Annotated in this window: 18 protein-coding genes; 15 read left to right on the top strand and 3 right to left on the bottom strand. The window is 43.2% G+C overall.

What is annotated here, in order from left to right:
* Positions 1-9 precede the first annotated feature (9 nt).
* The 12 genes from flhF to L5M40_RS14030 all read left to right on the top strand — a co-directional run bounded on the left by flhF (position 10) and on the right by L5M40_RS14030 (position 11,087).
* The gene (flhF, locus tag L5M40_RS14085) at positions 10-1,392 is read left to right on the top strand and encodes a flagellar biosynthesis protein FlhF (protein WP_263176618.1); all 1,383 of its coding nucleotides are present in this window, start codon (positions 10-12) and stop codon (positions 1,390-1,392) included.
* A 4-nt stretch (positions 1,393-1,396) separates the two neighbouring features.
* The gene (locus tag L5M40_RS14080; protein ID WP_006082389.1) at positions 1,397-2,278 is read left to right on the top strand and encodes a MinD/ParA family protein; all 882 of its coding nucleotides are present in this window, start codon (positions 1,397-1,399) and stop codon (positions 2,276-2,278) included.
* The gene (locus L5M40_RS14075) at positions 2,271-2,984 is read left to right on the top strand and encodes an RNA polymerase sigma factor FliA (RefSeq protein WP_028761175.1); all 714 of its coding nucleotides are present in this window, start codon (positions 2,271-2,273) and stop codon (positions 2,982-2,984) included. The genes L5M40_RS14080 and L5M40_RS14075 overlap by 8 nt, the downstream gene beginning before the upstream one ends.
* Before the next feature lie 47 nt (positions 2,985-3,031).
* Complete coding sequence (gene cheY, locus L5M40_RS14070) at positions 3,032-3,415, top strand: chemotaxis response regulator CheY (protein WP_007649667.1); 384 nt, start codon at positions 3,032-3,034, stop codon at positions 3,413-3,415.
* Between the two features lie 13 nt (positions 3,416-3,428).
* Positions 3,429-4,166: a protein phosphatase CheZ gene (locus tag L5M40_RS14065; protein WP_028761174.1), complete on the top strand. Its 738-nt coding sequence runs from the start codon at positions 3,429-3,431 to the stop codon at positions 4,164-4,166.
* A gap of 15 nt (positions 4,167-4,181) precedes the next feature.
* On the top strand, positions 4,182-6,425 hold the full coding sequence (locus tag L5M40_RS14060; RefSeq protein ID WP_263176619.1) for a chemotaxis protein CheA: 2,244 nt from the start codon (positions 4,182-4,184) through the stop codon (positions 6,423-6,425).
* Between the two features lie 20 nt (positions 6,426-6,445).
* Positions 6,446-7,579: a chemotaxis response regulator protein-glutamate methylesterase gene (locus L5M40_RS14055; RefSeq protein ID WP_219233967.1), complete on the top strand. Its 1,134-nt coding sequence runs from the start codon at positions 6,446-6,448 to the stop codon at positions 7,577-7,579.
* A 13-nt stretch (positions 7,580-7,592) separates the two neighbouring features.
* The gene (locus tag L5M40_RS14050) at positions 7,593-8,114 is read left to right on the top strand and encodes a membrane anchored protein in chemotaxis locus (RefSeq protein WP_105253086.1); all 522 of its coding nucleotides are present in this window, start codon (positions 7,593-7,595) and stop codon (positions 8,112-8,114) included.
* A gap of 71 nt (positions 8,115-8,185) precedes the next feature.
* Positions 8,186-8,977, top strand: coding sequence for a ParA family protein (locus L5M40_RS14045; protein ID WP_263256804.1), 792 nt, complete (start codon positions 8,186-8,188; stop codon positions 8,975-8,977).
* Positions 8,961-9,956, top strand: coding sequence for a chemotaxis protein CheW (locus L5M40_RS14040; RefSeq protein WP_105251948.1), 996 nt, complete (start codon positions 8,961-8,963; stop codon positions 9,954-9,956). Before L5M40_RS14045 ends, L5M40_RS14040 begins: the two co-directional genes overlap by 17 nt.
* A 7-nt stretch (positions 9,957-9,963) precedes the next feature.
* The gene (locus L5M40_RS14035; RefSeq protein WP_006082380.1) at positions 9,964-10,458 is read left to right on the top strand and encodes a chemotaxis protein CheW; all 495 of its coding nucleotides are present in this window, start codon (positions 9,964-9,966) and stop codon (positions 10,456-10,458) included.
* A gap of 230 nt (positions 10,459-10,688) precedes the next feature.
* Positions 10,689-11,087 (top strand): DUF2802 domain-containing protein, encoded by a 399-nt coding sequence (locus L5M40_RS14030; RefSeq protein ID WP_028761168.1) that lies wholly within the window; start codon positions 10,689-10,691, stop codon positions 11,085-11,087.
* A gap of 53 nt (positions 11,088-11,140) precedes the next feature.
* Here the strand turns inward: L5M40_RS14030 and L5M40_RS14025 are convergent, their stop codons facing one another.
* On the bottom strand, positions 11,141-11,449 hold the full coding sequence (locus L5M40_RS14025) for an EscU/YscU/HrcU family type III secretion system export apparatus switch protein (RefSeq protein WP_028761167.1): 309 nt from the start codon (positions 11,447-11,449) through the stop codon (positions 11,141-11,143).
* A 61-nt stretch (positions 11,450-11,510) separates the two neighbouring features.
* Positions 11,511-13,418, bottom strand: a complete 1,908-nt coding sequence (locus L5M40_RS14020) for a hypothetical protein (protein ID WP_263256802.1) — start codon at positions 13,416-13,418, stop codon at positions 11,511-11,513.
* Positions 13,419-13,637: 219 nt separating this feature from the next.
* On the opposite strand from L5M40_RS14020, the gene L5M40_RS14015 reads away from it, so the two are divergent.
* Together L5M40_RS14015 and L5M40_RS14010 are read left to right on the top strand one after the other, a co-directional pair.
* Positions 13,638-14,423: a VacJ family lipoprotein gene (locus tag L5M40_RS14015; protein ID WP_219233968.1), complete on the top strand. Its 786-nt coding sequence runs from the start codon at positions 13,638-13,640 to the stop codon at positions 14,421-14,423.
* Between the two features lie 121 nt (positions 14,424-14,544).
* The gene (locus L5M40_RS14010; protein ID WP_263256801.1) at positions 14,545-15,648 is read left to right on the top strand and encodes a response regulator; all 1,104 of its coding nucleotides are present in this window, start codon (positions 14,545-14,547) and stop codon (positions 15,646-15,648) included.
* A 117-nt stretch (positions 15,649-15,765) separates the two neighbouring features.
* Here the strand turns inward: L5M40_RS14010 and L5M40_RS14005 are convergent, their stop codons facing one another.
* Positions 15,766-17,271 (bottom strand): peptide MFS transporter, encoded by a 1,506-nt coding sequence (locus L5M40_RS14005; RefSeq protein ID WP_028761163.1) that lies wholly within the window; start codon positions 17,269-17,271, stop codon positions 15,766-15,768.
* A 473-nt stretch (positions 17,272-17,744) separates the two neighbouring features.
* Here L5M40_RS14005 and rfaH point away from each other — a divergent pair, with 473 nt between their 5' ends.
* Positions 17,745-18,251: a transcription/translation regulatory transformer protein RfaH gene (gene rfaH / locus L5M40_RS14000; RefSeq protein WP_219250929.1), complete on the top strand. Its 507-nt coding sequence runs from the start codon at positions 17,745-17,747 to the stop codon at positions 18,249-18,251.
* Positions 18,252-18,991: the final 740 nt, after the last annotated feature.

Here is an 18,991-nt window from a genome sequence, read left to right as displayed (position 1 = left end):
GACGCATAAGTGAAGATTAAACGATTTTTTGCCAAAGACATGCGCGCCGCACTGGCCCAAGTGAAAGAAACACTCGGCTCAGATGCCGTCATTATGTCAAATAAAAAAGTGAACGGTGGCATCGAAATTGTCGCTGCCGTTGACTATGACGAACCTAAAGCGAAAACTGCAGCCACTGCGCCTGCACCGACCTTTATGGACGTGAGCGACGATCTCGTGTCCCTGGGTGCTAAGCAGCCAGTTCGTGTAGAAACTCGCGCTAAGCCAGCCGCACCTGCAGACTCATTACAAGCCTTACTTGAGAAGCAGCAAAGCCGTTTGAATCAACAAATGTCACATCAGCAAGTTGATGCCGAGTTACCTGCATGGGCTAAAGGGTTACAAGCGCCAGCCGCAGCGAAGCCCGAACGTCGTGATCCTCCGGCGACGTTTGACAAGAAACCGCAAACCTCTCAGAAGCAAACTGCCGATATTGAGGCCATGCGTGATGAATTAGCCTCTTTGCGTAATTTACTGACACATCAAGTATCCTCCTTGATGACGGAACATAAAAAACGCATCGATCCCGTCGGTGCTATGCTCGAAGCCAAATTGCTTGAGGCTGAATTCTCCCCTGCGGTTGCGAATAAATTAGCCGCGCTGAGCCAGCATTATACGCCGGCTGAATTAGTCAGAGCATTACCACAAAGTCTCGCTAATATGCTTGATAATCAGGGCGATGACATTGTTAAGCAGGGCGGGGTGGTTGCATTAGTTGGTCCTACTGGCGTTGGTAAAACAACGTCATTAGCTAAACTTGCTGCCCGTTTTGCGGCACATCATGGTGCTGAACATGTTGCTTTAATTACCACAGATCATTATCGCATCGGAGCCTATGAGCAATTAGCAACTTATGGCAAAATAATGGGCTGCCCAGTAAAGCAAGCTCATGATCTAAATGAATTAGAGCAAATTCTCTATCAGTTTAGGAATCGCAAGCTAGTATTGATAGATACGGCTGGCATGGGACAGCGAGATATGCGCCTTTACCAGCAACTTGATAATTTAACTGCAAATAGCAGGATACCTATCCGCAGTTATCTGGTACTGTCTGCGACAGGGCAGCGCCGTGTGCTGCAAGATGCAGTCAATCATTTTAAACGCATTCCCCTATCTGGTGTCGTTCTCACAAAACTCGATGAATCTGTGTCGTTAGCAGGGGCATTAAGTGTGTTGATCCAAAACGGATTACCATTAAGTTATATAACTGATGGACAAAGAGTTCCTGAAGATATGAAAGTTGCGGATACCCTAGATTTAGCCCAGCAGGCACTCGCAGCGTTAGATAGTACAGAACAACAATCATTACAAGACACAGCGTGGTCAGATAATATGGCCTGTGCATTTGAGTAGATTTATGACCCTGGATCAAGCAAGTGGTTTACGTATGATGAATCAACCCTATAACGAAAAAGTGAAAGTAATCGCGGTCACTGGTGGCAAAGGAGGCGTGGGTAAAACCAGCGTTTCTATTAATACTGCTGTGGCATTAGCCGAAAAAGGCAAGCGTGTCTTGGTACTTGACGCTGACCTTGGCTTAGCAAACGTCGACGTCATGCTGGGTATTCGTGCCGAGCGTAACCTCTCTCATGTTCTCTCTGGTGATGCAGAGCTTGACGATATTATTGTGCGTGGTCCTAAGGGGATAGGCATAGTACCTGCCACCTCAGGAACACAGGGGATGGTGGAATTAAGCCCTGCGCAACATGCTGGATTAATCCGTGCATTTAGTGAGATGCGGACTCAGTTTGATATTCTAGTCGTAGATACTGCGGCTGGGATCTCAGATATGGTGCTCAGTTTCTCACGTGCTTCGCAGGATGTGCTAGTCGTTGTTTGTGATGAACCCACTTCGATTACTGATGCCTACGCCCTGATTAAAATTCTCAGCCGTGAGCATGGCGTGTTCCGTTTTAAAATAGTTGCCAATATGGTGCGTAGTTTACGCGAAGGTATGGAATTATTTGCTAAACTCAGTAAAGTGACCGACAGATTTTTAGATGTTGCACTTGAATTAGTCGCCACGATTCCATTTGACGAAAACTTACGTAAATCTGTTCGTAAACAAAAATTGGTGGTTGAAGCTTATCCTAAATCACCAGCGGCAATTGCTTATCAAGGATTGGCAAATAAAATTTTGAGCTGGCCTGTGCCGCAGCAACCTGGTGGGCATTTGGAGTTTTTCGTTGAGCGTTTAGTACAACGACCAGATTTTCAAGAGGAAAAAACGAGTGAATAAAGCCGCTGCGTATACTTGTTTAGACAATAAATCGTCGATCGTTGAACAGTATGCTCCGTTGGTTAAAAGAATTGCGCATCATTTACTCGCCAGACTACCTGCATCTGTGCAGTTAGATGATTTACTCCAAGCTGGGATGATGGGGTTACTAGAAGCATCATCCAAGTTTGATGGTGGCAAGGGTGCGAAATTTGAAACCTTCGCCGGCATACGCATACGTGGAGCCATGTTAGATGAAATTCGTCGTGGCGACTGGGTCCCTCGTTCCGTTCATCGTAACAATCGTAAGGTTGCACACGCTATTGATGAGTTAGAGCAAGAACTGGGCCGTGATGCACGCGACACAGAAATTGCAGAAAAACTTGATATGACGCTCGATGAGTACCATCATATTCTTAACGATGTTTCTGTCGGAAAAATCATAGGGATAGAAGATTTAGGCGTATCTCAGGATATACTTACAGTGAGTGATCGGTCCGATGATGATTCATTTGAAGCATTAGCTGAGAACCAATTTCATTCTGCTCTGGTTGAGGCAATTAAATTATTGCCTGAAAGAGATGCATTAGTGTTATCCCTGTACTACGATGAAGCATTGAATTTAAAAGAGATTGGCGCCATTCTTGAAGTCAGTGAATCGCGGGTTAGCCAGATATTAAGTCAGGCAATGTTGCGATTGAAAGCTAAACTCAAGCACTGGACATAAGTATAATTATTAATCGAGCACAGAATGTCAGCTCACCGGAGGAAACCTTGGACAAGAATATGAAGATTCTCATTGTTGACGATTTTTCGACAATGAGGCGTATCATCAAGAACTTGTTGCGAGACTTGGGGTTTAATAACACCCAAGAAGCAGACGATGGCTCAACAGCCCTGCCGATGTTGCAAAAGGGGGATTTTGATTTTGTTGTTACAGATTGGAATATGCCTGGTATGCAAGGAATCGATCTGTTAAAAGCAATTCGCGCTGATGATTCGCTAAAGCATTTACCCGTATTAATGGTAACTGCTGAAGCAAAACGTGAACAGATTATTGCTGCCGCTCAAGCGGGAGTGAATGGTTATGTGGTTAAGCCTTTTACCGCTGCAACGCTGAAAGAGAAGTTAGATAAAATATTCGAACGACTCGCTTGAGCAAGGATGAGCTATGAAGTCACAAACATCAGGGCTCATCACGCTCGAGCAAGCTCAGCATTTAGTTGAATTATTAAGTGCAGGTGAGCAAAGTCAGGCAGATGATTTATTTCGGGAGCTTGCTGCTCCACTGCAACGAGAATTATTCGAAGAAGTAGGTAAATTAACTCGGCAACTTCATAGTGCGCTGATGGATTTTCAAGTTGATAATCGTCTTGCTGAATTAGCCAATACAGAGATCCCCGATGCCAAGCAACGTTTAAATTACGTTATTGACATGACCGAACAAGCTGCAAATAAAACCATGGATGCGGTTGAAGAATGTTTACCTTTGGCTAATGCCGTGACCGTAAATATTCAAAATGTCATGCCATCTTGGGACAGATTAATGCGACGAGAGATAGCGCTGACTGAATTTAAGGGCCTTTGTCACGATGTACAAGACCTTATGTCTCGTAGTGCAAATGACTCGACTCGATTACGTGAATTGCTTAATCAAATTTTGATGGCGCAAGATTTTCAAGACTTAACAGGACAAATAATACGTCGTGTTATTGATCTAGTAATGGAAGTAGAAAGTAATCTGGTTTCTATGCTGACGGTATTTGGTGAGCAACCTATGATTGAAAGTCAGATTGCTCAGAAAAATAATATTGAAGCAGAAGGCCCGATAATGAATGCCGAGCTTCGTCAAGATGTGGTAACGGGTCAAGACGAAGTGGATGATCTTCTATCGAGTCTGGGTTTCTAACTGGGAGTCAATTTGATGGCCTTTGATGTAGATGAAGAGATACTCCAGGACTTTTTAATCGAAGCCGGTGAAATTTTAGAGCTTCTGCAAGAGCAACTCGTTGCGCTTGAAAATAATCCTGATGATACTAACTTGCTGAACGCCATTTTCCGAGGTTTTCATACCGTTAAAGGTGGTGCTGGCTTTCTTAGCTTAACTCCCATGGTGGATGTTTGTCATGAGGCTGAGAATACCTTCGATTTATTGCGGACAGGCAAGCGTAGCGTTAACGCAGAGTTGATGGATATTATTTTGCAGGCTGTTGATGCAATTAATACCATGTTTGCGCAAACCCAGCAGGGCGAGCAACAAGATCCCGCCGATTCAGGTTTGTTAGCGAGACTTAAAATGCTCAGTTCAGGTGCGCCTTTGCCATCTGAAGTCGCTTCTGCCAAGGTTGTAGAGCCAGAACCTGTTGTTGAAGTCATTATTGATACTCCTACCCTTCAAGAAATCCCTGCTGACATAAGTGATAACTCATCTTCCATTGAAAATACGTCTTCAAGTATCGATGATATCAATGATGCTGAATTTGAAGCTTTATTGGATGCGCTTCATGGTTCAGGAAAGGGACCTGCGGTCGCTGCTACCACATTTGTATCTGAGCCTGTTGCTGTCAAGCCTGCTTCACCAATTAAAACACCTTCAACATCAGGTGATGACATCACTGATGATGAGTTCGAGGCGTTACTGGATGAACTTCATGGCTCAGGTAAATTTAAAGCTGAGGCTGAAGTGCCTGTTAAACCTAAGGTTGTGGCAACACCTGCGCCTCAACCGATTGTAGATGCTGATGAAATTACTGATGATGAGTTTGAGCGATTACTCGATGAACTCCATGGGAAAGGCGGAGCACCTGCGAAAGCCGAAGTTAAAGTGCTTACGCCCCCTGTTTCGACTGTAGCACCTACTGCTGCACCACATGCTCCTGCGCCAGTTAAAGCCGCAGTACCAGCTCCAGTCGTTGCTGCAAAACCTAAGGTGGAAATTGCGGTTGTCGATAAAGCACCTGCTAAGGCTAGCTCTGCGAATGTGCCTCAGGGTGAAACAACAGTACGTGTAGATACCGCACGACTCGACCAGATCATGAATATGGTGGGTGAGTTAGTGTTAGTGCGTAATCGATTGGTGAGCTTAGGCATCAGCCGTGATGATGAGGAGATGTCGAAAGCTCTTGCGAACTTAGATCTCGTTACTGCCGATTTGCAAGGCGCTGTGATGAAAACCCGTATGCAACCGATCAAGAAAGTGTTTGGTCGTTTCCCTCGGGTGGTACGTGATCTTGCTCGTACACTAAACAAAGAAATTGATTTGATCATGGTCGGTGAAGAAACTGACTTAGATAAAAACCTTGTTGAAGCGCTTGCCGATCCACTCGTCCACTTAGTGCGTAACTCTGTGGACCATGGTATCGAGATGCCAAACGAGCGTGAAGCCAGTGGTAAGCCAAGAACGGGAACGATTACCTTATCTGCAAGTCAGGAAGGCGACCATATACTGCTGAAAATCGAAGACGATGGCGCAGGAATGGATCCTGAGAAACTTAAAAAAATCGCGATAACACGTGGTGTACTCGATGAAGATTCTGCTTCGCGGATGACAGACAGCGAAGCCTATAATTTGATTTTTGCACCAGGTTTTTCAACTAAAGTTGAGATTTCAGATATTTCAGGCCGTGGTGTTGGGATGGACGTGGTAAAAACTCGTATCACCCAGCTTAATGGCACTGTACATATTGATTCTATGAAAGGTAAGGGAACGATACTTGAGATTAAAGTACCGTTAACATTAGCGATTATGCCTACCTTAATGGTCGATGTCGCTAAACAAGTGTTTGCATTACCTCTATCTAGCGTGAATGAGATTTTCCATCTCGATCTCACAAAAACCAATATTGTTGATGGGCAACTGACTGTCATAGTGCGTAATAAGGCAGTACCTTTGTTCTATTTGGAACACTGGCTACATAGAAACAAAACGACCTTTAAACATGGCGATAAAAAGCATGGTCATGTGGTTATCGTGCAATTAGGCATGATGCAAATTGGTTTTGTAGTGGATGCCTTAATAGGACAAGAAGAGGTCGTTATTAAACCTCTTGGCGCTATGTTACATGGCACACCTGGGATGGCTGGTGCGACAATTACATCGGATGGTGGTATTGCACTGATCTTAGATGTTCCTGGATTGCTAAAGCATTATGCGAAAAGTAAGAATTAGTTTCCAAGCTAAGGAATGGAATGGCCATTAAAGTATTAGTCGTTGATGACTCAAGTTTTTTCAGACGACGTGTTAGTGAAATAGTCAATCAAGATCCTGAACTGGAAGTTATCGCGACGGCCTCAAATGGGGCCGAAGCGGTGAAGTTGGCTGCTGAGCTTAATCCCCAAGTTATCACAATGGATATTGAGATGCCTGTCATGGATGGTATTACTGCTGTTCGTGAAATCATGGCTAAGTGTCCGACTCCGATCTTGATGTTTTCTTCTTTAACCCATGATGGCGCTAAAGCAACGTTAGACGCTTTAGATGCTGGTGCATTAGATTTTCTACCTAAACGTTTTGAAGATATTGCGACCAACAAAGATGATGCCATTTTATTGTTGCAACAAAGAGTTAAGGCATTGGGACGACGCAGAATGTTTCGTCCTATTGCACGTCCGGTGGTCTCGCCAACAACTAGCGCGCGTCCAAGTCCAACAGGTAGCGTTTTAGGTACAACGAGTATACCGACTCATACGCCTGTCGCAGCTCCTGTTAGAACGTCAACGGCAACGACGATTCGTGCAAGTGGTAAACAGTATAAATTATTGCTGATCGGTACATCTACTGGTGGTCCGGTTGCGCTGCAAAAAATACTCACGCAGTTTCCGGCAAACTATCCGCATCCTATTTTATTAATCCAGCATATGCCTGCTGCCTTTACCCCTGCATTTGCGAGTCGTTTAAATGGCTTATGTAAGATTGAAGTAAAAGAGGCCGCTAATGGCGATCTTCTTAAACCGGGTTGTGCATATTTAGCGCCGGGTGGTATGCAAATGATGGTTGAACGTACTGGAGCAAGTGGCCGATTAAAAGTTATAGCAGGCAGTGCTGATATGAATTATAAGCCCTGTGTGGATATCACCTTTGCTTCTGCTTCTAAAGCCTTTAGTGGTGATGTGCTTGCTGTTGTATTAACTGGCATGGGGGCGGATGGCAGAGAAGGCGCGCGGATGTTGAAAGCTGTAGGCGCAACCATTTGGGCGCAAGATGAAGCCAGTTGTGTGGTTTATGGTATGCCACAAGCCGTTGCGAGTGCAGGGATTGCCACCCAGTCGATAGCCTTAGACAACATGGCCGAATGTATTTTAAAAGAGTCTGTTCGTGTCTAAAAATCAATATCCGATGAGCACAAATAGTGTGCTCATCATCTTGTTGATGGGCATAGCCATTTTGGTTCTTGGTGCCTTAAGCCTTGATTACAAGCGTAAGAATAGTTTGCTGCAGGCGGATGTAAAACGTTTGGAATCGACTCAGGTGCTGTTAATGGTACCTGACGAACAGGCTGAAGCCATTGCAACTTGGTTAGCGTCTCATCCCGATCAGACTAAAGCAATGTTGCAATTAGCGGCTCCTGGTGAGCAGAAGGCTGTAGCGATTGGTCCTGAGCCGGTACAAAATAGCATTCCGCCTTTGCTGGGCAAACCAGATACTGAAATAGATACGGCGAAGGAAAAAACTAATCTGGAATCCTCTATTCCTAAACAGCTTCAAGCGCCAGAAAAAGAGGTTAAAGCTGTTTCTCAGACAATTGCCCCCCAAAATGCAGAGATGCTGCCCGTGGTGATATCTGAGAATGCCGATGGTGTCAAAGTGATTAGTTTGCCCAATGGCGGCATTCGAGTCACGACCAGAAAAGAGCAGTAATTTTTAGAATTTGTGAACTCACAATTTTCTAGTTCATTAGCATATTAACCAGTATAGGTAGGGGTCACTTCTTGAAAGTCTGGACCATAGCGAATCAAAAAGGTGGCGTAGGTAAAACCACGACGGTAGCGAGTTTAGCGGGAACATTATCTAAGCGTGGTAAGCGTGTTCTTATGATAGATACCGATCCACATGCTTCGTTAGGTTATTACTTAGGTATTGATTCTGAAGAGGTTCCAGGCTCGTTGTTTGATGTTTTTCTTGCCCATAAAAACCTTTCTAAGGAACTCGTTTTATCCCATGTAGTGCCAACCTTAGTCGATGGTTTGGATTTATTACCTGCAACTATGGCATTGGCTACCTTGGACAGAGCCTTAGGTCATCAAGAAGGAATGGGATTAGTACTACGTAATTTATTAGCACTGGTTGCTGATGATTATGATGTTGCTATCGTTGATTGCCCACCCGTACTGGGGGTATTAATGGTCAATGCGCTTGCGGCAAGTCAGCATATCATTATTCCTGTGCAGACGGAGTTTCTTGCCATTAAAGGGCTAGAGCGGATGATTAAAACAATGGAGTTAATGGGGCGATCTAAGAAGACGCGCTACAGTTACACTGTTGTGCCAACCATGTACGATAAACGTACCAAAGCATCACCTGCGGCTTTGCAAGTTCTTGGTGCCGAATACAGTGATACTTTGTGGAAAGACGTTATTCCAGTAGACACTAAGTTTAGAGATGCCAGTTTGGCACATTTACCAGCATCGCATTATGCGAGTGGTTGCCGCGGCGTTAAAGCCTATGAAAGATTATTAGATTTCTTATTAGTTGGGGAGTTTGGCCATGTCAAAATCGGTTGATGAAACTGTTTTTGATTTTTTCGCATTATTGCTGCAGGAAGACGACAGTCCAAACCAGATTGTTTCCCCTCAAAGCATTGTAAAAGCAGACTCAAATCAAAATGTTGCCGTTAATCAAACGGAGGCAGCATTGCTCGATGCGGCAATTTTGGCTGAAAATGGTCGCACTGCCGCACCGCAGAATGTAGAGAAGGCCATAACGCCTATTGCGCAGTTGCAACCAAAAGCGGCGCCAAGACAACATGAGTTTGTTGCTCCGGTAAGCCAGGTTGTAGCTCAAGTGAATAAGCAAGCGTTAGAGAAATTATTAGCGCCAGTACTAAAGACTGCAAGGTTAGAACCGATACCACCTTCAGTAGAGATAGCGCCACCTATTGATGTTCAACCTGTTGTGGTGGAAGTACCAAAAGCTCAGCCTGTTGTTAATGAAACCGTTGCTGATGAAATCGTTGAGCCAGTGGTTGTGCCAGAAACACAAGTCGGCATTACGCCTCCTAGTGTGACAAAAGATTTGCAAGAAGTGCTCGATGATGAGTTTCAGGTACTATTCTTTAAAGTAGCAGGGCTGACATTGGCCGTGCCTTTGGTGAGTTTAGGCGGAATAGTAAAAGTTGAGCGGATAAACCACATCTTTGGTCGACCCGCATGGTTTCTTGGTGTACAGACGCATAGGGAGGAGCAATTGAACATTGTTGATACTTGTGCGTGGGTTATGCCAGAAAAATACACAGATAAACTGGCGCAATCAGTAAATTATCAATATCTTGTATTATTAGAAGGCAGTAACTGGGGATTGACTTGTGAGTCCTTGGTCAATGCGGTAAAAATTAATAAGTCGCAAGTCAACTGGCGTAGTCAAGCGGGTAAACGCCCTTGGTTAGCGGGTGTAGTGAAAGAACAGATGTGTGGCATTTTGCACGTACAAGCCTTAGTTGAAATGCTTAATGCGGGTTTAGGTTGTCAGGACTCAATTGGTTGAGGTAAACATGAAAGATACAAGAAATGTAGCAGCAGTCGCTGCAAGTAAAGATGATGCAGTATTACAATGGGTTACCTTTAAGTTGGACCATGAAACTTACGGTATCAACGTAATGCAAGTGCAGGAAGTGCTGCGTTATACTGAAATAGCTCCTGTACCCGGTGCCCCCTATTATGTTCTAGGCATCATTAACTTGCGTGGTAATGTTGTCACTGTAATTGATACCCGCTCACGTTTTGGATTACAGTCTGCTGAAGTTGATGATTCAACCCGAATCGTTATCATCGAAGCTGAAAAGCAGGTCATTGGTATTTTAGTTGATAGTGTTGCAGAAGTAGTTTATTTGCGCCGCTCTGAAATTGACAATGCGCCTAATGTTGGAACGGAAGAGAGTGCTAAGTTTATTCAAGGCGTGAGCAATCGCGACAATGAATTACTTATCTTAGTTGATCTCGACAAATTATTGTCCGACGAAGAATGGGCCGAGTTGACTCAGATCTAATCAATGAGTGTGATAAGGCTGAATGATTAGAATTCATTCAGCCATTTTGTTTATTTGCGAATAAATCGATGATGTTGAGTATTTACGATTTATGGGTAGACGAAGTCTTTTTATAATAGCTTGAACAATGGCCAATTATATTGGTGACGTTAAGTGAGCACTTTGGAATAGATAACTCAATTGTAAGCCAGCTCCAAATCTATGGCTTTGAGTGAGTATAAGGATTTTTGATGGGCGATGAATTTTTGATCGCAGCGTTAGTCTATGTCATCGCATGCTTAGGGTTAGTACTCTTTTTACAAAAGCAATTGAGTAAATTAAGAAGCAAAGTTGAGGCATTGACTGTGTTAGTTAAAGAGGGCGATCGGCAGCGAGAGTCTTTTAAACGCGAATTGCAAGAATTACGCAGTGGCACAATCGGTGTAGGCCGTCGTGTTATTGAATTAGAGAAACGCATATTGCAACAGTCTGAACGGATTGAAGAGACGACTCAACAGGATCCACAGGCAAAACTTTATACTCGAGCCATGAAGATGGTCGCGCTTGGTGCTGGCGTCGACGAATTGATTAAGGAATGCGAATTACCTAAAGCTGAAGCCGAGCTGTTGATCCGTCTGCATCGTAAGTAATCGGTAGCCAATTGAACACTAAAAGCTAATTTTTCTGAATTAGCTTTTTTATTTTATGCCTTCTCGACAATTTTTTTATGCATATTATTCCATTGCTCAGGAAATTTACCGTCGAGCATATACACAAATGCAATCAGTTCGGCGATAAGCAGGTAAAGCTCCTTGGGAATTTCCTCTCCTAACTCTAGCAATTGCAAAAAATGGCTCAGATGGGGATCTTGATGGATATAAACGCCGTTAGCCTTAGCTAAGGCAATAATTTCTTCTGCGATAAGCCCTTCACCAGTCGCGACTATTTTAGGAGCGTTACGGCCATCGTAGCTCAGTGCGACAGCTTGTTTAGGTTCACTCTCTTCACTCATATCGTTATTTCCAATGTTTTGTATAATGAACTCAATATTAGTGTTGGAACATTGTCACTCATTAAGCTTTTGTCTTTACGAGGAAATGATCACCAGGTAATAAGGTTGCTGGTACTTGCGCTATTTGAGTTGATAGTTCACCAGGCGTAAAACCCAGTTGTGATAGTTTTTGGCTTAAGGGCGTTAAAAAGTTACTAACCTTATTAAGTAGTATCTGACTATTGCCTTTAAACTGGATATCTAATTGTTGATTGTGGTTTTGGGCTGAAATCTGCAGAGGTCCTTGTGCTAGATTAAACTTCAGTTGTAAACGCCATCCCATTTTTTTATCTGGGTCATCAGGATCGGCTTCTTGCTCAAATTTCCCTTCCAGTTGCTCCTGTCGTTGGTTAATGCCATAGGGCAGGGCGAAGAACCACACTAAATTACCTGCGCTCTCATTACTTGCCTGTTGGTATAAATGCAGGTTAGAGGCTAATAGTCCCATGCTATCAAGGCCTCCTGCTTTGCTCAGTTGCCCAAGTAGTTTAGTGGAGAAGCCCACTTTAGCTTGTAACTGCTCAAGGTAGTCTGCAAGCTTTTTGCTAACGGAATTCGAATTGTTATTGGCTTTAAAGCCAAGTAGCAGCTGAAAAAGTGAGGTAATTGCACTCCCATTCATGAGCATAGAGGCTTGATTTGATTGAGGCGTAGCAAGATTTAGACTCGCTAGACCGAGAATGTTGGCTTTGAGCTCATCAATATCATTTAATTTGCTCAGTGGTGGTAGCCCTAAATGCGGTAGGAGTTTCAATAACTCAGATGCTAAATTCGAGTTGCTATTAGAACGAGATAGCTCAATAGGAAGTGCCCCCGCTTTATTGAACGCTTTTTGTAAGACATCAGCTACTTTTATCGAAGTGTCAGTCTTAGCATCATTGCCTTGTTGTTCACTCTTTTGGTTACTTGATCCTAAAATATTCTTAAGTTTGTTTATGTCTGTAGGACTCACACTTAGGATTTCTTGTGACGTTTTTGAGCTTTGAGGTAACCCGTTTTTGCTATTTACGTTTTCACCCATTTGTGATGCCGGCGATTGACCCACAAGCCGATTTTCAAGGGCTGAGTTTTGGGTGCTGATCTGACCTAAGTCTTTAGTTGTTGGCGTTATGACTTGCGCGTTAGAGATATTCTGTGAGCCAGTCGCAGTAGGCGCTGATGGAACATCTACTTTACTTTGAAGCTGCATTATATCGACTTTGGCCGTGACAATTTGTTTTGTGGGCTCAGGTAGAAAGTTGATATTTTCGAGTTTTTTTAGAAAGGACGCAATGATCTGGGCTGGTTCAATTTTCGCGATCACAAGATCAGAAGATGGTTTATTTGTGGGAACCTGAGTTTCATTTACTGGCGTCCCAATTATGATTTCGAGTTTGCTCTGTATTGGGGTGAGTAATAAAATAGGGCGCCCTTGTTGAAAGGCTATTTTCGCGATGAATTCACCTTGATTCAGCTGGGGTCCAGGATCTTGTGCTACAACGGTACCATTAGCAAATTGAAACTCCTTGTTAACTATAGTGACGTTGGGTAATGGATAGCCCTGTGTGCGAGCCGCGAGCGTTGAAAGCTGCGTCTGAGAGATGCCATTTTGTTGCGCAAGATTGATCACTGCCTCAGGAATTTTCAGTACGAGAGGTGTAGCTAATGCAAGCAGTTGGCTAGTTGAGTTTTGCACTATCGTAGTTGGAGTTGAGCTGTTCTGCGCATTGGGCGTGACTAAAAAGCTATTAGCAGTCAACAATATTTGCCGCTGTTGAGCATTAACTAGCTTTAAATTATATTCTGTACCGTTTAGAATAATACTATCTCCCTCAGGTGATGTTTGCACCTGAGCCGGAATGGGGCGTGGAGTAGCATTGAGGGCATCAGTGTTAGCCATCGCAGTGTGTAACTGCGAATTTTGACTGCTGACAAGTGGAATCGACTCCATTTAATGACCTTATATAGTTTATCCTGCGATACATTCGTTTAGTAAAATTAACAATTGACCAATTTTTTTTGCCAAGTATGCTTATGCGCCTTGTGACAAAGGAACTGTCATACTGGATAGTATGCCACTAAGACGAATTATCTTTATATCGTCATTTTTGTATTGTCACTTTAGCGAAAATTTGATGTCTAAACTGTACATTTATATTAAGAGAGCGATATGAAGTTAAAATGGATGGGATTATCTCTGGGGTTAATGCTGTTGCCTAAAGTGCAATCGGCTGAAGTATCCCTACCAGATACCATTCAGCAGGAAACACCTGCTAAGGTACAAATTACCTATGATGATCCCCGCGATCCGTTCGAAGGCTTTAACCGAGCTATGTGGGACTTCAATTATCTCTACCTAGATAGATATTTATATCGTCCTGTAGCCCATGGTTATAACGATTATATTCCTACGCCTGCTAAAACAGGTATCAATAACTTTGTGCAGAATTTAGAGGAACCTAGCAGCTTAGTAAACAATGTGCTGCAGGGTAAGTGGGGCTGGGCAGCTAATGCTGGTGGACGCTTTACAATCAATTCTACTGTCGGCTTATTAGGTGTCATTGATGTCGCTGACATGATGGGTATGAGCCGCAAGCAAGATGAGTTTAATGAAGTGCTGGGTTATTATGGGGTGCCTAATGGACCTTACTTCATGGCGCCATTTGCGGGTCCTTATGTTGTGCGAGAACTCGCGTCTGATTGGGTTGATGGTCTATACTTTCCATTGTCTGAGTTAACAATGTGGCAATCCATTGTTAAATGGGGACTTAAAAACCTTCATTCTAGAGCATCAGCAATCGATCAAGAGCGACTTGTTGATAATGCACTCGATCCCTATGCCTTTGTCAAAGATGCATATTTACAGCACATGGACTATAAAGTCTATGATGGTAATGTCCCTCAAAAGCAAGATGATGATGAGTTGCTCGATCAGTATATGCAGGAGCTTGAGTAACCCTATTGGCCGTACTTGACAGCATTTGTCTTTAGTCATCAAATGCTAGCCTTGTTAAATTTTGTTATTGGCATATTCACTTGAGTAATGGCTATGCGATGAACTTTATTCGGGAACCTTTATGGCGTTAAATGGTGTTGCGGTTCTTTTAGTTGAAGATGACCCCGTGTTTAGGCAGATTGTTGCAAACTTTCTCGATAGCAGAGGTGCGCAAGTTACACAAGCCTGTGATGGTGAACAAGGATTGTCAGTTTTTAAATCGCAGCGCTTCGATATTGTTCTTGCAGACTTGAGTATGCCTAAGCTCGGAGGGCTCGATATGCTTAAGGAAATGACAAGGTTAGCGCCTTTAGTGCCTTCTATCGTGATCTCGGGTAATAATGTCATGGCTGACGTCGTAGAAGCTTTACGCATTGGCGCAAGTGATTATCTCGTTAAGCCAGTATCTGATTTATTTATTATTGAACAAGCCATTAAACAAAGCCTTCATAGTTCCTACATTGATGATACTCAAGCCGCAGATTTTGACGCGCTATCCCACCAAGAATTAAGTGATAATCTAGCATTGCTTGAGCAAAGTGTTGCTGCGGCAAAACAAGTTCAGCAACAACTCTTTCCCGCTTCAAATATTAGTTATCCGGCAGCCAAGGTTGACTATAGCCTTTATAAAAATAGCGATATAAGCAGTTATTTCATTGATTCAACTATGGTAGGTAGTGATTACCTGATTATGTACATGGCCCATTTGTACCCAGAGGATAATCGAGCTGCGTTTGCCTGCGTTCTGCTGAGAAGTTTTGTTAATCAGAAGCTTAAAGATTTTCGAAATGGTCAGAGTCAAAGCATTATTGAGCCTTTTAACATGATGAGCTATTTGAACGAGCGTTTAGTGAAATCTGGTCTCGATATCAAAGCCGATATGATTTATGTTGCCATTGAGCTAACTAAGTACCGTGCAGCTATTGCACAGGCGGGGAAGGGGCTGCGTTGTTATCTGCGTAATGACGAGGGATTAAGCCCGTTAGCACTGTCTGAGAGTCTTCAGCTTGGCGTGTTAGACTGGGGTAAACCGAGCATTCAGTTCCGCAGTATTTTACCGCAAGAACAGTTATGTATTGCGACAAGTGAGCCTGAGCATAAACAAGCTTTACTTGATAACAAGTTTAAGGGCTTAGTCTATGATGCAACGCTACCTGCTGGTGGTTTTCTACAGTTAAGCCTTTAGTTTTTTGACGCTTTGGCGAAATTGAGTATGTAACCGAATAGCTGACTTAACAAAAACGCCTTACTCTTGCGAGTAAGGCGTTTTGTTTTAACAGTCAAAAACAGTCGAACAGGATAATTAACGTTTTATCGCTTCATGTTCAGCCGTCACTGCAATTTCACTTTCTAAGGCTTCAGCCTCAGTGTGATGCTTGGTTTCTGCGCCATGCATCCAATCGACTAATTTGTCAGCCATAAAATACAGGATCACGCCAGACAGAGCCGCTGTAATCGCGATACCAGCAAAAATTGACATAGCATTAGCAAGTTGTTCCTCTTTGCCACCACCGTGACCAATCAAAGAGCCTACGACCCCAGCAACCTTGTTCGCCATCGCAATAAACAGGAACCAAGCGCCCATCATCAAAGAGGCAATACGCAGTGGAGCAAGTTTAGTCACCATAGATAAGCCAATAGGTGACAAACATAATTCACCCATAGTATGGAAGAAATAAGCACCCACTAACCACCACATGCTTGATTTAGCTGTAGGATCGCTACCCATCTCAACCACAGCGCCAATCATGAACAAGAAGCCAATCGCCAATAAGAACAAACCTAAGGCAAATTTCACTGGCGAATTAGGTTCATTTTTACCTAAACGGATCCAGATAGAAGCAATTACAGGGGCAAATAACACAATAAAAATAGCGTTTAGCGATTGGAAATAAGTCGTGGGCACTTCCCAAGTACCTATGTAACGGTCAGTAAACTCATTGGTAAATAAGTTCATTAACCCGCCCGCTTGTTCAAAGCCCGCCCAGAAAATAATAGTGAACAAACCCAGCACCATAATTACCTTGAGACGATCACGCTCAATTTTAGTAAGTGGTTCTTTACGGGTATTGCCTAGCTTAGCCTGGCGTTCACGTTCTAGCTTGGCCGCTGGCACGGTACCAATGTTACCTAACAGTTTTTGAGCAAATAAAAATTGAATCACCAGCGACAGCAGCATACCAATACCAGCACAGAAGAAACCTGCCTGCCAGTTATTAACAAAAACCTCTTGGCCATTAACCATTTCAGTGTGGCCAAAGCTAGTATAAGCCCAAGCAACAATAAAGCCGGATAATGCCGCACCTAAATTGATTCCCATATAGAAAATAGTAAATGCACCATCGCGACGGTGATCACCTTCCTCGTAGAGATCGCCCACCATAGTGGAAATGTTCGGCTTAAATAAACCATTACCCAGAATGAGGGTACCTAAACCGATATAAAAAATGGTCGTTTCAATACCTGGAAACCAAGCATGAGGCGCAGCTAGCATAAATTGGCCTGCCGCCATTAACGCACCACCAAAATAAATGGCTTTGCGCTGACCCAGAAAATTATCAGCTAACCAACCACCAATCAGCGGCGTTAAATACACTAACGCAGTAAAAGTACCATACAAGGATAAAGCGTCAGCTTGGCTAAATCCTAAGCCGCCACCGCCTTGTTTACCCACCTGATCAACTAAATACAGTACCAAAATGGCACGCATTGCATAATAACTAAATCGTTCCCAAAGTTCTGTTGTAAACAGCAAGAACAATCCCTTGGGATGCCCAAGCATCGTTCCTTGTGGTTTTGCTACGCTCATGAAGTCTTCCACCTTAAGCTCGTGATTGCCTGTGGGCCCCTGAAACAGGATGATGTCACCACAGAAAAATGGTTGTTGCTCGTCCCAATATCGCCTGCAAGTTTAATCAACCATTAATTCGCGCTTATAGCATTCATTAATTGTTGAATAACCGCTAGTTACGTATGGGTTATTGTTACGTTCTTATAATAAAAGTAATGTGTTTAGCAGTAAAATGGGTATTTTCGCTAAAATCCCACCTTATATACCCCTTAAAAGCAACCAAAGTCAATTTTGGTAAGCTAAGTGGTGACATTATCAGCAGTATAGTGTTGTGATTTTAATTATGAATTAGTTAATGTGAGTGTCATTGTATGCATACCGAGCGAGAGACTGGAATAGTCGAAAAATTACTTCCACCGACTTGAGCATCTTTGCTATGATTGCGACCCGTGAATGGACGTCACTTATTTATAGGGTAGTGAGATTAGCTTATGAAGGCATGGTACCTTTTGTATTGTAAACCTCGTAGTGAAGCGAGAGCACAACAGAACTTAGCACTTCAAAATTTAGAGACGTATTTGCCTATGGTCTCTGAAGAGAAATCTCAGCGCGGGCGCAAACAAGTCTGTCGTGTACCACTCTTTCCTAATTATTTATTCATCAATTTTGACCCAAGTCAGACAAGTGTCAGGCAGGTCCATTCTACTCGTGGCGTTAATCGAATCGTCAATTGTCAAGAGAAAATGACGCCCATTGACGACAGAATTATCCATGCCATTCGCATGAAAGAACTAACGCCTTCCCAAACAGTATTGGCCGAAGCATTAGAGCTAAAAACGGGGGAGAAAATTCGTTTTACTGATGGCCCTTTTGTTGATCTCGAAGGCATTTTTCAAGAAAAATGCCCAAATAAACGTTGCCATGTTCTTTTTAACATTATGGGGCAGATAAAGACGGTTACTGTACCACAGCAAAGTGTGGAACGAATTTGTGTTTAAGTGCATAAGTACAAAACCTGTTGTAAGAGTAATGCTCAGTATTTTGTAAGATATTAGCTATCCTTGAAGTTGATAAAGTATTTACCAAAGCGACAAGGTGTTTAATATTTACTTAAAAATCAATTTGTTGATTTTGTTTAGGGTTTGTAGTTACATTTTTAAAATGCAACCTGTTAAGGTGTGATCTTAAAAATGGCCGTTTGAACATTAAATGTTCTATCGGTAGTGAATCTTTGAAGTAAGATTCTGTAATCATAAAGTTAGAATATAAGCTCTTATCTTAAGTGTTTACATCCTATGGTTAAGGTATTTTACTAGCGAAACTGAATGAGTCTAGAGCTTAACTATTTCTTGTAACACTTTTTTATGTTAATGAAAAATATGAATTTTCGCATCGCGAAGGGCAATTTAGAAGCCGCAATCTATGGGCGGTAGCGTGTCTGAAAGACATCGAATGAATAGTTTCATTCGTTAAGCGGACGCCGAAGGCCTCTGGCTGCCACGCGGATCGGTAGCGTGTCTGAAAGGTGAGAAACCGCAGGTTAAGCTCTCGAACGAGAGGCATGGATGCCGAACTGGCATTTATAGAGGTATATAGTTGAAGAATGAATAGTTTCATTCGTTAAGCGGACGCCGAAGGCCTCGGGCCGCCACGCGGATCGGTAGCGTGTCTGAAAGCAAAAAAGGACGGCCTTCGGTCTGCTAGAACGCCACTTCGTGGCTCTAGGTCGCTTCGCTCT

Source organism: Shewanella sp. SM68, from assembly GCF_025653925.1.
Classification (GTDB): domain Bacteria; phylum Pseudomonadota; class Gammaproteobacteria; order Enterobacterales; family Shewanellaceae; genus Shewanella; species Shewanella oncorhynchi.
The sequence above is the reverse complement of the archived record's forward strand: the minus strand, read 5'-3'. Positions and strand labels throughout refer to the sequence as shown.

Coding starts and splice junctions, on each gene's coding strand:
- L5M40_RS14015 (WP_219233968.1), top strand. CDS start 13,638: ATGAAGTTAAAATGGATGGGATTATCTCTGGGGTTAATGCTGTTGCCT.
- L5M40_RS14080 (WP_006082389.1), top strand. CDS start 1,397: ATGACCCTGGATCAAGCAAGTGGTTTACGTATGATGAATCAACCCTAT.
- L5M40_RS14065 (WP_028761174.1), top strand. CDS start 3,429: ATGAAGTCACAAACATCAGGGCTCATCACGCTCGAGCAAGCTCAGCAT.
- L5M40_RS14040 (WP_105251948.1), top strand. CDS start 8,961: ATGTCAAAATCGGTTGATGAAACTGTTTTTGATTTTTTCGCATTATTG.
- L5M40_RS14010 (WP_263256801.1), top strand. CDS start 14,545: ATGGCGTTAAATGGTGTTGCGGTTCTTTTAGTTGAAGATGACCCCGTG.
- L5M40_RS14020 (WP_263256802.1), bottom strand. CDS start 13,418: ATGGAGTCGATTCCACTTGTCAGCAGTCAAAATTCGCAGTTACACACT.
- L5M40_RS14035 (WP_006082380.1), top strand. CDS start 9,964: ATGAAAGATACAAGAAATGTAGCAGCAGTCGCTGCAAGTAAAGATGAT.
- L5M40_RS14005 (WP_028761163.1), bottom strand. CDS start 17,271: ATGAGCGTAGCAAAACCACAAGGAACGATGCTTGGGCATCCCAAGGGA.
- L5M40_RS14030 (WP_028761168.1), top strand. CDS start 10,689: ATGGGCGATGAATTTTTGATCGCAGCGTTAGTCTATGTCATCGCATGC.
- L5M40_RS14025 (WP_028761167.1), bottom strand. CDS start 11,449: ATGAGTGAAGAGAGTGAACCTAAACAAGCTGTCGCACTGAGCTACGAT.
- L5M40_RS14050 (WP_105253086.1), top strand. CDS start 7,593: ATGAGCACAAATAGTGTGCTCATCATCTTGTTGATGGGCATAGCCATT.
- rfaH (WP_219250929.1), top strand. CDS start 17,745: ATGAAGGCATGGTACCTTTTGTATTGTAAACCTCGTAGTGAAGCGAGA.
- L5M40_RS14060 (WP_263176619.1), top strand. CDS start 4,182: ATGGCCTTTGATGTAGATGAAGAGATACTCCAGGACTTTTTAATCGAA.
- L5M40_RS14055 (WP_219233967.1), top strand. CDS start 6,446: ATGGCCATTAAAGTATTAGTCGTTGATGACTCAAGTTTTTTCAGACGA.